Source organism: Enterobacter sp. BNK-22 (assembly GCF_048684805.1).
Classification (GTDB): Bacteria; Pseudomonadota; Gammaproteobacteria; order Enterobacterales; family Enterobacteriaceae; genus Enterobacter; species Enterobacter quasiroggenkampii.
Window position 1 is genome coordinate 618,680 of record NZ_JBLQTT010000001.1, and the last position, 14,506, is coordinate 633,185.

Genomic DNA, 14,506 nt, shown 5'->3' on the forward strand with positions numbered 1-14,506 from the left:
AAAATGCAGCGGTTGTTTTTCGTACTTTTACGCGGGTGTTTAATTGCGTAAACAGATCGTACCGGTAAACTCAACCGGGTTAATGACTATTAATTGTTTAGGTCGGGTCCGCTTGCCGTTAATTATTGTTACAAAAAGTTGTTCCCTGTTTTTGTGCAGGTTAAGGCAGCACGTTTTTTTGTAACTTTTTGAATACAGATGATTAAAAAAAGCCGCAAGAGCCCTAAAAACACGGGCTCTCTTTCCACCGCCTGTACAGGCTAATTTCCAAAAACGAGAGCAAAATCGAATAGCCGGTTTTTTAACGTTTTAATCTTGTCATGAAAACCGTTAATATAAACCAAATTATCACTCAGTAGCGTTATCCCTATTCTGGAGACATTTCCTTTGATCAACGTCCTTCTTGTTGATGACCACGAACTGGTGCGCGCAGGGATACGACGCATTCTTGAAGATATTAAAGGTATTAAAGTTGCCGGTGAGGCATGCTGTGGTGAAGATGCGGTAAAATGGTGCCGTACTAACTCCGCCGATGTGGTGCTGATGGATATGAACATGCCCGGTATCGGTGGTCTTGAGGCAACACGCAAAATCGCGCGAACCTTTGTAGACACCAAAGTCATCATGCTGACCGTGCATACCGAAAATCCACTGCCCGCGAAAGTGATGCAGGCGGGGGCCGCGGGTTACCTGAGTAAAGGTGCTGCACCGCAGGAAGTCGTCAATGCTATCCGTTCCGTGTTTGCCGGACAGCGTTACATTGCGTCCGACATCGCTCAGCAGATGGCGCTGAGTCAGATCGAGCCTGAGAAAACCGAATCACCGTTTGCCAGTTTGTCCGAGCGTGAATTGCAGATTATGCTGATGATCACCAAAGGTCAGAAGGTGAATGAGATCTCGGAACAACTGAATCTCAGCCCGAAAACGGTAAACAGCTATCGTTATCGGATGTTCAGTAAACTGAACATTCATGGTGACGTCGAACTGACGCATCTGGCCATCCGACATGGTTTGTGTAATGCGGAGACGTTGTTAAGTCAGTGAGTGATGTGTTCGATTCAAAAGCATTTCTGAAAACCGTAACCAGCCAGCCTGGCGTCTATCGCATGTATGACGCTGGCGGTACGGTTATCTATGTGGGGAAGGCAAAAGATCTTAAAAAACGCCTTTCCAGCTATTTTCGCAGCAACCTGGCCTCCCGTAAGACCGAAGCGCTGGTCTCACTTATCCAGAATATTGATGTCACCGTCACGCACACGGAGACAGAAGCGCTGCTGCTTGAGCACAACTATATTAAGCTGTACCAGCCGCGCTATAACGTCCTGTTGCGCGATGATAAATCCTATCCGTTTATCTTTCTGAGCGGTGACACCCATCCGCGCCTCGCCATGCACCGTGGTGCAAAACATGCGAAGGGTGAATATTTCGGACCGTTCCCCAACGGCTATGCCGTACGTGAAACGCTGGCGCTGCTGCAAAAAATCTTCCCGATCCGCCAGTGTGAAAACAGCGTTTACCGTAACCGTTCGCGGCCGTGCCTGCAGTACCAGATTGGACGCTGCCTGGGGCCGTGCGTGGCCGGGCTGGTGAGTGAAGACGAGTATGCCCAGCAGGTGGAGTACGTGCGCCTGTTCCTGGCCGGTAAAGACGATCAGGTGTTAACGCAGCTGATCGCGCGGATGGAAAAAGCCAGCGCCGCACTCGAGTTCGAAGAGGCCGCGCGGATCCGCGATCAAATCCAGGCGGTGCGCAGAGTCACGGAGAAACAGTTTGTCTCGAATACCGGTGACGATCTCGACGTGATCGGCGTGGCCTTTGACGCCGGGATGGCCTGCGTGCATGTGCTGTTCATACGCCAGGGCAAAGTGCTCGGCAGCCGCAGCTATTTCCCGAAAGTGCCTGGCGGTACCGAACTGGGCGAAGTGGTGGAAACCTTTGTCGGCCAGTTCTATCTCCAGGGGAGCCAGATGCGAACGCTGCCTTCTGAGATCCTGCTCGATTTTAATCTTGATGATAAAACCCTGCTGGCCGATTCGCTCTCTGAACTGGCTGGGCGCCGGGTCAATGTACAAACCAAACCGCGCGGCGATCGTGCGCGCTATCTGAAGCTTGCGCGGACCAACGCGGCAACGGCGCTGAGCACGAAGCTGTCGCAGCAGTCGACGGTGCACCAGCGTTTAACGGCCCTGGCGGCGCTGCTGAAGCTTCCGGAAGTGAAACGGATGGAGTGTTTCGACATCAGCCATACGATGGGGGAACAGACGGTCGCGTCCTGCGTGGTGTTTGATGCTAACGGTCCGCTGCGCGCCGAGTATCGCCGCTATAACATCACCGGCATCACGCCGGGCGATGACTATGCGGCGATGAATCAGGTGCTGCGTCGTCGCTATGGTAAAGCCATAGAAGAGAGCAAGATCCCGGATGTGATCCTGATTGACGGCGGGAAAGGGCAGCTCGGCCAGGCGAAAGCGGTATTTGAATCGCTTGATGTCAGCTGGGATAAAAACCATCCGCTGCTGCTGGGCGTCGCAAAAGGGGCCGATCGTAAGGCCGGTCTGGAGACACTGTTCTTCGAGCCGGAAGGTGAGGGCTTCAGCCTGCCGCCGGACTCTCCGGCGCTGCACGTCATTCAGCATATTCGCGATGAATCACACGATCACGCCATCAGCGGTCACCGTAAAAAACGGGCGAAGGTGAAAAACACCAGCTCACTCGAGACGATCGAAGGGGTGGGGCCAAAACGTCGCCAGATGCTGCTGAAGTATATGGGCGGATTGCAAGGATTACTCAACGCCAGCATGGAGGAAATTGCAAAAGTGCCGGGTATTTCGCAAGGGCTGGCAGAAAAGATCTACTACTCGTTGAAACATTGAGGGCTCTGTAGCAACATAGAGCTAAATTTTACTGACAACAAATAGTTACCGTCACTATGCAATATAATATCCCTACGTTGCTCACTCTTTTTCGTGTCGTACTCATTCCGTTCTTCGTGCTGGCGTTTTACCTGCCGGTTGTCTGGGCACCCTTTGCCTGCGCATTGATCTTCCTTATCGCAGCGGTCACAGACTGGTTTGATGGCTACTTGGCGCGCCGCTGGAATCAAAGCACCCGTTTCGGTGCCTTCCTCGATCCGGTGGCGGATAAGGTGATGGTCGCGATTGCGATGGTACTGGTGGCTGAGCACTATCATACCTGGTGGGTGACGCTGCCTGCGGCAACCATGATCGGCCGTGAGATTATTATCTCCGCGCTGCGCGAGTGGATGGCGGAACTGGGGAAACGCAGCAGCGTGGCGGTCTCCTGGATTGGTAAAGTGAAAACGACGGCGCAGATGGCGGCGCTGGTCTGGATGCTCTGGCGTCCGAACGCCTGGGTTGAGTGGGCGGGGATTGGCCTCCTGTGGGTGGCGGCAGTGCTGACGTTGTGGTCAATGCTGCAATATTTGAACGCTGCGCGCGGGGATTTGCTTGATCAGTGATCGTTTCGCCGTAATTTTCAGCAAACGATCCGGGGATGCAAAAAATAACGTTGACTCATAACGTCATATCAGTAGAATGCAACGCATCGAACGGCGGCACAGTCAGCCGGACGATAATGAAATCAAGTGGTTAGACATTTACTTGATGACATGCGGGAATAGCTCAGTTGGTAGAGCACGACCTTGCCAAGGTCGGGGTCGCGAGTTCGAGTCTCGTTTCCCGCTCCAGATTAAAGACATGCGCAGTAGCGGGTGTCAGTTTGAAAAGTTTTACGGCGCGTTAGCAAAGCGGTTATGTAGCGGATTGCAAATCCGTCTAGTCCGGTTCGACTCCGGAACGCGCCTCCACTTTCTTCCCTGGCCGGATGGTGGAATCGGTAGACACAAGGGATTTAAAATCCCTCGGCGTTCGCGCTGTGTGGGTTCAAGTCCCACTCCGGCTACCATGGGAAACAAAGAATAATCAAAGCAATAAGCAGTGTCGTATAAACCACCGAAAGGTGGTTTTTTTGTGCCTTCAATTTGGGGGGATGACAGCTGCATGGCAGTGAAGGTTTAAATATTCTTTGCCCAATTATCAATGGGATTAGATGCCACGGCTGCTTCAAGCTGATTTGGAGCGAAGTGAGCGTATCTCATCGTCATCATGTCAGCGCTGTGCTCGAGAATTTACTGCAATATCAGAATGTTTCCTCCACGTATCATACAATGGCTGGCAAATGTATGTCTGAGAACATGGGTACACTCACCTTTGGCAACTCTATCTTGGCCTACGTAAGTGCTGATTTGAAAACCAATTTTCCCTGTGACGGAGATTTAGCACTTTGCTAAAAGGCCGTATGAGAAGGGGGCTCAACTTCTTTGCGCTGATTTCCATTTCACCATTCGCATTTTTATTGCCCGTTCACCCTTAAAGCTTTTGGCGCTCGGCGCTCCGTTGGGGCTAAAGTTCGTAACTTGGCTGGCGAGGCGACTGTTACTCTGCGTGTCTGTGATTGCTGTGCGCGCGTAAGCGGCAGTTGTCCTGATTGTTGGGCTGTGATGGGCGATGCAACGTATTCATAAATGTTGGCTTCTTGCCTTCTGGCGCTTTTGAAGATCAGGAGGTGTACTGATGAATACAGCTGATACGGTAGTCATACAGGTTCTGGAGGTTCGCCCATATCGTAATCTTGTAAGCAGCCCCGCTTTGAACATAAGCCGATGGATCTGGCTTTGAGTAGCGCTACTGGTTATGTCGTCAAATACATCTCAAAAAATATTGATGGTTACGCCCTAGATGGCGAGAGTGATCACGAAAGTGGACGCCAGCTGAAGGAAACCGCGAAGCACGCAACGGCTTGGGCGTCATGCTGGGGTATACGTCAATTCCAGTTTTAGAGGGCGCGCCGGTGTCAGTCTGAAGTGAACTGCGCCGCCTGAAAAATCGGGATTTAGCCGACAGGGTTAGCCCTGTTTTTGGTGAGTTGCACCGCGCGGCTCACGCGGGAGATTGGCAGGGTTACATCACCTTACAGGGCGGCCCTTTTGTTTCCCGTTCCAAGTTGGTGCTGCGCGTTTGATATCAATATAAAAACGAGCCAAGCAGTTACGGCGAGTATCAGAAAGCTATCAAGGGTCTGGTTATGCCAGCTTCCAGCATTCCGACCGTAGAAACGCGTCTCCATTCTTATCGCATTGTGAAGATGAAGCATAAATCTTCAGACCGCGCCGATCCGGGTTTTGACTTTAAGGGCGCGTCCGCGCCCTCTTGGACTCGTGTCAATAACTGTGCCGAGGTTAAAAAATATTCAAATTTAGGTGGTAACAATTTACCAATAGAAGAGCCTGAACAGTATGAAATTGGTCAAATGAACCAAGAGCAGAAAAAAAGATTTAACGAAAGCATCATAAATTACAAACCGCCACGGCAAAGGTCATATGCTGATGAGTTTGAGTCACTTGCGTATGCCATTACGACCTCAGATTGTGATGATATCGAACAGGCTAGGGTGGAAAGCTATTTGAAAGTTGCTCAGGAGTTACGGTATCAAGAAAGAGATATAACCAATGTCATCGTTCTTGCTCATGTACCAGCGGAACGTATTGTAGCACTGGATGATTTCGCTAGGTCTATAGGCATGCAACTTAACACCAGCTTGTTGCAACATCTTGCGCGTGGGAAGCATTTTCGCATAGGTGGCTATATCGTATTAGCCACTAGTAATGGAGAGATTAGACGTCGAAAAGATAATTGTATCCACCGTAAAACTGCTGATTTGTGGAAACGCATGAAACTACGGCATAATATTGATAGTGAAAAAAATAGGCATGATCCCTTTGGCTTTTATGCTGAGATGTTGAAGAAAACAGACCCGGCTTCCTAGGAGAAGTTCATTGGCATGATGATTCAGTGCTGTGGTCAACGTTTGGCGAGGGGTAAAGCAGGCAAAATGTCGTACTTTTTACTATGATTTATATTAGAATTTTTAATGAGCGTGTCGAGTGTAGTTGCTCAAGTTCATTGTTTCAAACAGGATAGGGAAATGGATAATAATACAGTAATTAAACATGTTAAGAGATCAACCAATAAAGAAGTAAAGGTTTCTTTAATTATCATGTGGCTGATGTTTTTTATAAGCTCTTGGTTATTTTTGTATAATGATATTCTTGGCGATAAGTACTCATGGCTCTTTATTTCTCCATCATATTTAGATAAAGGGAAACTTACATGGATAAATGGTTCCTGGGGAGCGGTACTGTCAATACATGGAACGATTGCCGCATTGTCAATAACTTTTATGGGGATGTTTGTGCAGCAGGTGGCAGATGCATCGAATAAAGATTTCGTTAATATAACAAGGCAGTTGGTTCTTAGGGAATATAAATTTTATCAGTTTAGTGTGGATGCTATTTGCGGATTGTTGTTTGGGATTTTCTTTATTGTTGTAGGTGGTGGCGTTATCCAATATGGTTTTTCCATGGCTTGCTCTTTATATTTTATAATGAAATATATGGAGGTATTTAAACATTTATACTTCATAACAGAAAAAAAAGAAATAATCGAAACCATCTTGCTTAGGAAAATGAAAGTCGTGAGTGAGTATGTTTATGAAATGAATAAAAAGAGCCGCGCCATCAAAGCAGAATATGATGAGTTTTTGAAACAATGCCCATCATTAACCGTAAAATATGATATGGACATAAATGGCCATACAGAAGTGAAACTTGATGATCCTTTCTTGCTTAGGGATAAAATTATTGTAGGTTTTAATGAAAAGGGGCTGCGACGGCTGCAAGCGCATATAACGAAGGAATATGATGGTGGACATGTAAGAGTATATTTATCTCCTAGTTTTTACGACTCGTCTTTTATAAAAGACGTTTACGTTTTTCATGATAAAGAATTTCTGATTGAATCATCTGATTCTCTTAGAATTTTGATTAGTAAGTGCTTTAAACATGATGATGTAAGTGAAGATTTATATTTTTACTATGAAATAGAGTCTAATATAATTCAAAGTACGTTTAGTGCATTAATAAATGATAATGGTAAACAACTAGAATTTTGTGTGGAAAATTTATATTTAATTATTAGCTCCTCTCAAGAGCTAAACATTTTTAGAAACTTAGAACGATTAATGGCTGATATGCCATCAGCAAAGAACATGCCTATAGGTATGTTATTGCATTTTTATAAAGATTTAAATTGGAAACTCCATCATGGATATCCACACTCGGCCGTGGCTGTATTTGACTCAATGCTTTCTTTGCCAAGATATATTTATGAGCCTCAAGTTTATTTTACTTACATTAGTATGTCTCATCAGTTTATTAAAGATAGGGTTAGATATTCCAGTAATGAAGAATATTTCGGAGTTTACCTTAAATCTTCTATTAAAAATCTTGTATATCGGCAATATGATGTTTTAATGTTGAATACGGATTTTCTTACGCAGGAATTAAATTTATTACGTTCTAACTCCTATGATCAGTTGGATGAACGTCAGACAATGCTTCTCGAAGTAACAAAAACAATGGTTTCGTATATAAGTATTCGAATGGAATATCTTAAATCGAAAGTTGATGATAAGCGTTTAAATGAACTCATTCATATTGAAGAAATTCAAACTCTTTCAAATTGCTTGCAAAAATGGCTTAATCCAGAGTTTCTACAGGAAGTTTACTATATACCAAAAACATATGATGTTTTGTTTTCCAGAACCTCTAGGTTCGAAAGTAATACAGATGAATTAGAATTAAAAGAAGTAGGAGAAGGGCGAGTAGTCGGTATCAATATCGGTTATCACAGGGCTGTTGCTTTGGCATTATTGTTTTTTAAAGGGATTACTTATAACAACTCCCTTAGCATTATCTACATCAACGATCTTGCTGACTTTATAAAAAATAACTATCTAACTACCTTTTTTATAGACAAAATCATAAATTTTATTAAATCTGACTCCTTTAAACAACTGATTGAGCTATTGGAGTTAAGTCAGCGACAAGATGAACTCGTTGATTTTGAAAGTCGCAAGGATAATTTACTTGCTGCTTTTGAACAACTCAAAAGTAAATCATTACAAGTGGCGTTATCTGGAGTCATAACTTCATCGTATAATCAAAAGCTTGTTCAAGATTATAATAAAGGGCTGACAAGTGATTTTTTAAAAGCATTGAAAGAACATGTTGACTTAGAGGCTATCCATAATGACAACTTTTCTTCCAATTTGGAATTTGAGTTTCAAATAGATAAAAGAGAGTTGCTGGATCCAATAAATGGGGAATACTTCTCTCAGTCCCATTCAATTTATGCTAATGAAATTATGAAGTCCATAATATTAAAATTGGTTGGTGAAATCGATTTGGACAAAGTAAACGTAATTCCTATCAATGATCCTAATGCCTTGCCAGAAGGGGTTAAGTTCGTAAGCATGAATTGTTTGGAAGATGACTTTGAGTATTCATGGAGATTTTACCGGGGTGTGAGATTTAAGAGAGATGAACGTGTTGAACCTTTTACAGATAATGGCTTTTATTACATTGATCTAAGCGGCTGCTATGAGTTTTACGGCAACATAGCTCATGTTTTGAACGTTCAGTTCGGTAAAACCACAGCTGAATTATTGAGTAAATATAATTTCGAAGTTAGCGAAAGAAATATGGAAACTAATGCTCGGATGTTTGTTTCACTCATGCTGCGCTGGGAACCTAAAGAGTCTCAAAATGTTTTCTTTATTTCTGATGGAGATTGTAGAGAATATTTGGCTAATGTTGACAAAAAATCGTAATGCATAGCTATATCTAACAATGTGTGTAAACGAAGGCATCTTATTATGTGCGTGATTTGCAATTGTGTGCACAAAAGTAGGGCGAGTATATTTAGGCGGGGCTGGAGTGAAAATGCGCGTTTACTACGAAAAAGAAAATGCAAAGCCCCACCGGGTTGAGGTGGGATTGTAGTGTGACACTTTTGTCGAAGTGTCGGCGTCAGTAGATACTGATTTTGAAGCAGCCAATCAAACGCTTGATCTTCCACTTGATTATGAGAAACACTGAATTTAGCTCTCCAAAAAAAGTGGCAGCAGAAGTGCAACCATCACCAGTGATAACCTGCGATTACCCTATAAAAGAGTCTTACTAATCATTAGATTATGAATAGTAAGGCTCTCTTATAATTTTAATTCCCTCGGCGTTCGCGCTGTGTGGGTTCAAGTCCCACTCCGGCTACCATGGGAAACAAAGAATAATCAAAGCAATAAGCAGTGTCGTGAAACCACCGAAAGGTGGTTTTTTTGTGCCTCTGGCTTAGCGCGAAGTGATCGTATCTCATCATCATCCCGATCCTGCTGTGCCCGAGAATTTGCTGCCATACCAGAATGTTAAGCCTAACTCTCTCATATCAAGCCCAGAAAGCAGGGCGATTTTCAGCTAACCTGCAACCAATCTTAAACAAACATTTCACTCGCCAGACACAGGTTGCCGCCGCTGATAAACTGGTTGGTATCCACCCTGGAGAGCGGAAGGTTATTGTCATGCAATATGAAGAACAGCAGCTTATCAACGGCCTTTTCGAGCGTCTTAAACAGGCCGGACAACAAAACAGCCAACGGGATGCAGATGCTGAGCGTCAGATCGCTGAATTCGTCAGACAGCAGCCTGCGGCCCCCTACTATATGGCGCAGTCGATTTTGATTCAGGAAGCGGCGCTGAAACGCCTGCAGGCCCGAGTTCAGGAGCTTGAAAGCGAATTAGCCGCGCAAAAAAGCAAACCCTCGACGGGCGGCAGTTTCCTCGGCGGCCTGTTTGGTGGCGGAAAAAGTAACCCGCAGCCTGACAACAGCTGGAATGCCCAGCCGCAACAGCCGCCGGCGCAGGATTACTCTCGGGCGCCAGCGCCGGCTACTCGCGGCGGTGGTTTTATGGCTGGCGCGCTCCAGACAGCCGCTGGCGTGGCCGGTGGCATCGCGCTTGCCGAGATGCTTACCAGCATGTTCCATCAGTCGCGGCCGGAAGAGATTGTGAACATCATCGAAGAACCGACAATGCCCGTCGGTGGTGAACCGTTTGTCGGTAATCAATACGGCGACGTTAATAACGTCTCTGACACCCGTTTCCTCAACCAGAACGATCCGTTCGGCAGTAATAACGACGCCTGGCAGAACGACGATGTAGATGATGACTACAGCAATGACGACGACAGTTTTATTTAACGACGTTATCGTGTCACCATCGAAATGAAGTTAACCCTGAAAGTTGGGTATCCAACTTTCAGGGTTTTGCTTTTCCGGGTCAAAAAAGCCTTCGAGGCTAAGCCTGAAGGCTCATAAATCACATTCTTTTTACTGCTTTTCTTACTAACAAACCTGTAAGAATTGCCGGAAGCAATCCAAACAAAGAGGCGATATCGACTAACGTATCCTCCAGTTCTTCTATCCCGTATGTCCCGAAATGGTCCATCACGGCATAAGCCCATTCGACAGGTATCAAAATAAAAAGCCAGCGCGTATATAAAAGAAAACTGATAAGACCGATTGCAAGGCTGAAGGTGATTTCTATAAAAGTCCTCATGTCACTGTTATTGTCCCGTAAGCTTTAAAGCTCGTGCAAGGTACCGGCATCATAGTTGTTTTCATAAGAGCTTCGTACAAGTAATCAAAGTCACTCAGATGAAGAAGAGTTATACAGCCTTCGCTTAACCCTCTTGGTCCTATCGGATGGAGGCGGAAATGGCCACGCCGGACACCTTCAACAAATACTTGATCATCTATCTGCCAGTCATCTTTGTATAAGGCAAACCATTTTGAGCGATCGGTGCCATAAATATTTTTCAGGGCAAAATCACTTAGTCCTCCGAGCCTGCCTCCGCTCTGCCGGTTCACGATGAAGTAACGTCCTGGCGGGATAGGTCCGATTTCTTGTTTGCTTGCCATAGTCGGATTGTTTCTGCCATAGAGTTGGCCTGAGAATGCCGGAAAGTTTCCTATACCCGGAACGGTAAGAATAGATGACGGTAAGCCATTCAATGCATAGCGAGCAATAATCATGCTGTAACCCGAATATTCCAGCCGTCAGTAAACTGGATATTCCCGTCGCAGTGCTTCCATGTGATTCTCTCATAACGCAGTTCTATCGCCTCAAGGTGATTGTGTTTTTCCATTGAGGGATTTTTTACGTTATGCATTACAGGCGTTATCCCTACGATTTTCACATTTTCTAAAAGCATGTTGAAATACTCAACTTCCTGCCCTGCATCGTTGATACGGTACCATTTGATTTCAGCTGACTTTAGGGTCTGGCCAGTTGCTACAGCCCGGTAAAGGTAAGGCGAGGATGAATCAAACTCTTTTTCGATTGTTAGTGGAGAGTGGACGCGGGTACCGGTTAGTTTCCCCGTATTGCCATCGGTTGGAATGTGTAAACCATGGCCAAACGATAAAACCTCAATGCTACCTTCACGGTGCTGAACATCTACAGAACCTGTAATATTCGCACCTCCGTCATCTTTGAGCCATAAATATGCGGGTATAGCCATTCTGAACGCTCCTTTTCAGTGAGTTTGACGTGATTGTCAAAGACTAATAAATCAACAAGCTCAGGCCTTCTCAAGGCATTGCGTGCTATACTTTTCGTGAATATCTCATTGTTATTTATATGAAAATATTTCTAACGGTTCCTTAGGTATCACATCACACCCCGCCCAAATACGCCTTCCTCACCTCCTGATTCCCCAGCAATTCCTCACCGCTGCCGCTCAGCCGGATCTGTCCGTTCACCATCACATACCCGCGGTCAGACAGCTTCAACGCATGGTGCGCATTCTGCTCCACCAGAAAAATGGTCATACCGCTGCGGGCCAGCTCGCGCAGCGTCTGGAAGATCTGCTTCACCACAATCGGGGCTAAGCCCAGGCTGGGCTCATCCAGCAGCAGCAGCTTTGGACGGCTCATCAGCGCCCGGGCGATCGCCAGCATCTGCTGTTCCCCGCCGGACATGGTCATCGCGCGCTGCTTGCGCCGCTCTTTAAGGCGAGGGAAAAGGTCAAACATGGTTTGCATGTCTTCAGCCGCAAACTGATTGCCGATGGGAATGGTCCCCATCAGCAGGTTCTCTTCCACGGTCATATCGGGGAAGATTCGTCGCCCCTCCGGTGCCTGCGCAATGCCGCCGGACGCAACGTAGTGGGTGGATTGATGGCTGATGTCTTCACCACAGAACAGGATTTGCCCGCTGCGGATACGGGGCTGGCCGAAGATGGACATCAGCAATGTCGATTTACCCGCGCCGTTTGCGCCAATCAGCGCCACGGTTTCCCCCTTATTCACCTCAAGAGAGACCTGCTTCAGCGCCTGAATGACGCCGTAAAACACGTCCACCTCGCGAAAAGCCAGCAGCGGTTCGCTCATAGGGACACCTCGCTCTCATCCGTACCCAGGTAGGCGGCAATCACCTTTTCATCATGCTGGATCTGCTCGGGTTTCCCCCTTGCAATCACATCGCCGTGGTCGAGCACGATAATGTCGTCCGAAATCTCCATCACCATCCCCATATCATGCTCAATCAGCAATACCGTGATGTCATGATGATCCCGCAGAAAGCGAATAATGCCGCTCAGCTTGTGCGTTTCAACCGGGTTAAGCCCGGCGGCGGGTTCATCCAGACAGATCATTTCCGGCCCGGTACACATTGCCCGCGCGATTTCCAGTCGCCGCTGCTGGCCGTATGACATCTCTCCCGCCAGGCGATTGGCGCACTCCACCAGATCCACTACTTCCAGCCAGTAGAAGGCTCTGTCCAGGGCGTCGCTTTCCGCCCGCCGGTATGCCGGCGTATTTAAGATCCCGGCGAGCAGATTACGGTTAACGCGCATATGCTGCGCGACCAGCAGGTTTTCCACGACCGACATCTCGCGAAAAAGGCGGATATTTTGAAACGTGCGCGCCAGCCCGGCACGGTTGACCAGGTGGGTTCCGCCGAACATTTTGTAGAAAAGACGCTGCCCGAACTGCGCGGGGTTAATCCAGTCGCCGGGCTGGAATTTTTGCCCGAGGACCTGAATCACGTTGGTCGTTTTATGGCGGGTATTAAACAAAATGTTGCCGCCGGAGGCTCTGTAGAACCCCGTCAGGCAGTTAAACACGGTGGTTTTTCCCGCCCCGTTGGGGCCAATCAGGGCGGTAATGGAGCCGCGCTGCACGTCCAGGTTGACGTCGTTTAGCGCCTTAATCCCGCCAAAATGCATCATCAGATGCTCAACGCGTAATATCGTTTCGTTCATGGTGCGACGCCCTTACGCACGGCAAACCCGCTGCGGTTAATGCGGATCAAACCGCGTGGACGCCAGATCATCATCACCACCATCAGCATGCCAAACAGCAGGACGCGGTACTCGGCAAAACTGCGCAGCAGCTCCGGCGTGACCGTGAGCACAAAGGCGGCCAGCACCACGCCAAGCGTAGAACCCATACCGCCCAGCACCACAATGGCGAGGATCAATGCCGATTCAAAGAAGGTAAAGGAGGTCGGATTCACGAACCCCTGATAGGTGGCGAAGAACACCCCGGCAATGCCTGCGGTGGACGCGCCCAGCGTAAAGGCGGAAAGCTTAACCAGAACATGATTCAACCCCATTGAGCGGCAGGCAATTTCGTCTTCGCGCAGGGCTTCCCACGCCCGACCAATCGGCATGCGCGTCAGGCGGTGCTTGATGTAAAGCACCAGCATCACCACCAGAAACAGCACCGCGTAGATAAAGATAAACTTCATGTTCGGGTTGTAGGTCAGGTGGAAAAACTCGTGGAAGGGCACGCCGCCTTCTTTCGCGCGTCGTCCAAATTCCAGACCGAAAAAGGTCGGGGGAGGGGCAGACACGCCGTTGGGTCCGCCGGTGAAGGTCAGCCAGTTGTTCAGTATCAGGCGAATGATCTCCCCGAATCCGAGGGTGACGATGGCCAGATAGTCACCGTGCATGCGCAGCACCGGGAAGCCGAGCAGGGCGCCTGCGGCGGCGGCCATGATTGCCGCGAGCGGCAGCATGCTCCAGAACCCTAAGCCGAGATACTGGTACCCCAGCGCCAGACCGTACGCCCCAATCGCGTAGAACGCGACATATCCCAGATCCAGCAGACCGGCCAGGCCCACGACGATGTTCAGTCCCAGGCCAAGAAGCACGTAGATCAGCCCGAGGATGGCGACGGTCAGCACATACTTGGTGGCGACAAACGGGAAGCAAACTGCAAGAGCAATCACCAGGGGAATAATCCAGCGCATGCGGCTTTTATATTCCGGGGGGCGGACATATACGCCCGCGCTGTCGGCCTCGAAGCGCGCCTGGAAGCGGGCCCCGGCAGCGGTACCTAAAAAAGCGCTCAACAGAAAACGCCCCGCCATGACGATACCGACCATCCAGGCCAGGCGCTGCCCGGCGAAGGTAAAGCTATATCCGTCCAGCACCACGCCTGCAATGGGGCCGAAGATAATCAGCGCAATCAGCCCGGAGAAAATCGCGTCCAGAATGCAGCGTTTAAGTGAAAAACCGTGTGACGTCAT

Annotated in this window: 11 protein-coding genes, 3 tRNA genes and 1 pseudogene; 9 read left to right on the top strand and 6 right to left on the bottom strand. The window is 47.9% G+C overall.

What is annotated here, in order from left to right:
- Positions 1-387: 387 nt before the first annotated feature.
- The 6 genes from uvrY (at position 388) to ACMGGE_RS02830 (ending at position 3,924) form a co-directional block, all read left to right on the top strand.
- Positions 388-1,044 carry a UvrY/SirA/GacA family response regulator transcription factor gene (gene uvrY / locus ACMGGE_RS02805; protein ID WP_013096026.1) on the top strand — a complete coding sequence of 219 codons (657 nt, stop codon included), beginning with the start codon at positions 388-390 and terminating at the stop codon, positions 1,042-1,044.
- Positions 1,041-2,873 carry an excinuclease ABC subunit UvrC gene (gene uvrC, locus ACMGGE_RS02810; protein WP_039024164.1) on the top strand — a complete coding sequence of 611 codons (1,833 nt, stop codon included), beginning with the start codon at positions 1,041-1,043 and terminating at the stop codon, positions 2,871-2,873. Before uvrY ends, uvrC begins: the two co-directional genes overlap by 4 nt.
- Before the next feature lie 56 nt (positions 2,874-2,929).
- Positions 2,930-3,478 (top strand): CDP-diacylglycerol--glycerol-3-phosphate 3-phosphatidyltransferase, encoded by a 549-nt coding sequence (gene pgsA, locus ACMGGE_RS02815; protein ID WP_008500348.1) that lies wholly within the window; start codon positions 2,930-2,932, stop codon positions 3,476-3,478.
- Between the two features lie 152 nt (positions 3,479-3,630).
- Positions 3,631-3,706: transfer RNA gene (locus tag ACMGGE_RS02820), tRNA-Gly, on the top strand.
- Between the two features lie 46 nt (positions 3,707-3,752).
- Positions 3,753-3,826, top strand: a tRNA-Cys gene (locus tag ACMGGE_RS02825).
- Positions 3,827-3,837: 11 nt separating this feature from the next.
- Positions 3,838-3,924, top strand: a tRNA-Leu gene (locus ACMGGE_RS02830).
- A gap of 109 nt (positions 3,925-4,033) precedes the next feature.
- On the opposite strand, the pseudogene ACMGGE_RS02835 reads toward ACMGGE_RS02830, so the two are convergent.
- A pseudogene (locus ACMGGE_RS02835) lies at positions 4,034-4,248 on the bottom strand (tyrosine-type recombinase/integrase); the annotation flags it as partial.
- A gap of 855 nt (positions 4,249-5,103) precedes the next feature.
- Between ACMGGE_RS02835 and ACMGGE_RS02840 the strand changes: the two are divergent.
- The 3 genes from ACMGGE_RS02840 (at position 5,104) to ACMGGE_RS02850 (ending at position 10,170) form a co-directional block, all read left to right on the top strand.
- Positions 5,104-5,844, top strand: coding sequence for a hypothetical protein (locus ACMGGE_RS02840; RefSeq protein ID WP_420293332.1), 741 nt, complete (start codon positions 5,104-5,106; stop codon positions 5,842-5,844).
- Between the two features lie 159 nt (positions 5,845-6,003).
- Entirely contained in the window at positions 6,004-8,748 is a 2,745-nt protein-coding gene (locus ACMGGE_RS02845; protein WP_420293333.1) for a hypothetical protein, read from the top strand.
- Between the two features lie 744 nt (positions 8,749-9,492).
- Positions 9,493-10,170 (top strand): DUF2076 domain-containing protein, encoded by a 678-nt coding sequence (locus tag ACMGGE_RS02850; RefSeq protein ID WP_045335076.1) that lies wholly within the window; start codon positions 9,493-9,495, stop codon positions 10,168-10,170.
- Between the two features lie 354 nt (positions 10,171-10,524).
- Here ACMGGE_RS02850 and ACMGGE_RS02855 read toward each other — a convergent pair whose 3' ends face one another.
- From ACMGGE_RS02855 to livM, 5 genes are all read right to left on the bottom strand, one after another.
- Entirely contained in the window at positions 10,525-11,004 is a 480-nt protein-coding gene (locus tag ACMGGE_RS02855; protein WP_069718969.1) for a DUF2778 domain-containing protein, read from the bottom strand.
- On the bottom strand, positions 11,001-11,492 hold the full coding sequence (locus ACMGGE_RS02860; RefSeq protein ID WP_008500392.1) for an Hcp family type VI secretion system effector: 492 nt from the start codon (positions 11,490-11,492) through the stop codon (positions 11,001-11,003). Before ACMGGE_RS02860 ends, ACMGGE_RS02855 begins: the two co-directional genes overlap by 4 nt.
- A 154-nt stretch (positions 11,493-11,646) precedes the next feature.
- Positions 11,647-12,363: an ABC transporter ATP-binding protein gene (locus ACMGGE_RS02865; protein WP_008500393.1), complete on the bottom strand. Its 717-nt coding sequence runs from the start codon at positions 12,361-12,363 to the stop codon at positions 11,647-11,649.
- Positions 12,360-13,235 carry an ATP-binding cassette domain-containing protein gene (locus ACMGGE_RS02870; RefSeq protein WP_046092823.1) on the bottom strand — a complete coding sequence of 292 codons (876 nt, stop codon included), beginning with the start codon at positions 13,233-13,235 and terminating at the stop codon, positions 12,360-12,362. The genes ACMGGE_RS02865 and ACMGGE_RS02870 overlap by 4 nt, the downstream gene beginning before the upstream one ends.
- Positions 13,232-14,506: a high-affinity branched-chain amino acid ABC transporter permease LivM gene (gene livM / locus ACMGGE_RS02875; RefSeq protein ID WP_420294168.1), complete on the bottom strand. Its 1,275-nt coding sequence runs from the start codon at positions 14,504-14,506 to the stop codon at positions 13,232-13,234. The genes ACMGGE_RS02870 and livM overlap by 4 nt, the downstream gene beginning before the upstream one ends.

What these genes read in the sequence shown, in the direction of transcription:
- ACMGGE_RS02870 (WP_046092823.1), bottom strand. Translation starts at nt 13,235, where the DNA reads ATGAACGAAACGATATTACGCGTTGAGCATCTGATGATGCATTTTGGC.
- ACMGGE_RS02855 (WP_069718969.1), bottom strand. Translation starts at nt 11,004, where the DNA reads ATGATTATTGCTCGCTATGCATTGAATGGCTTACCGTCATCTATTCTT.
- livM (WP_420294168.1), bottom strand. Translation starts at nt 14,506, where the DNA reads ATGACGTCACACGGTTTTTCACTTAAACGCTGCATTCTGGACGCGATT.
- ACMGGE_RS02840 (WP_420293332.1), top strand. Translation starts at nt 5,104, where the DNA reads ATGCCAGCTTCCAGCATTCCGACCGTAGAAACGCGTCTCCATTCTTAT.
- ACMGGE_RS02850 (WP_045335076.1), top strand. Translation starts at nt 9,493, where the DNA reads ATGCAATATGAAGAACAGCAGCTTATCAACGGCCTTTTCGAGCGTCTT.
- ACMGGE_RS02860 (WP_008500392.1), bottom strand. Translation starts at nt 11,492, where the DNA reads ATGGCTATACCCGCATATTTATGGCTCAAAGATGACGGAGGTGCGAAT.
- pgsA (WP_008500348.1), top strand. Translation starts at nt 2,930, where the DNA reads ATGCAATATAATATCCCTACGTTGCTCACTCTTTTTCGTGTCGTACTC.
- ACMGGE_RS02865 (WP_008500393.1), bottom strand. Translation starts at nt 12,363, where the DNA reads ATGAGCGAACCGCTGCTGGCTTTTCGCGAGGTGGACGTGTTTTACGGC.
- ACMGGE_RS02845 (WP_420293333.1), top strand. Translation starts at nt 6,004, where the DNA reads ATGGATAATAATACAGTAATTAAACATGTTAAGAGATCAACCAATAAA.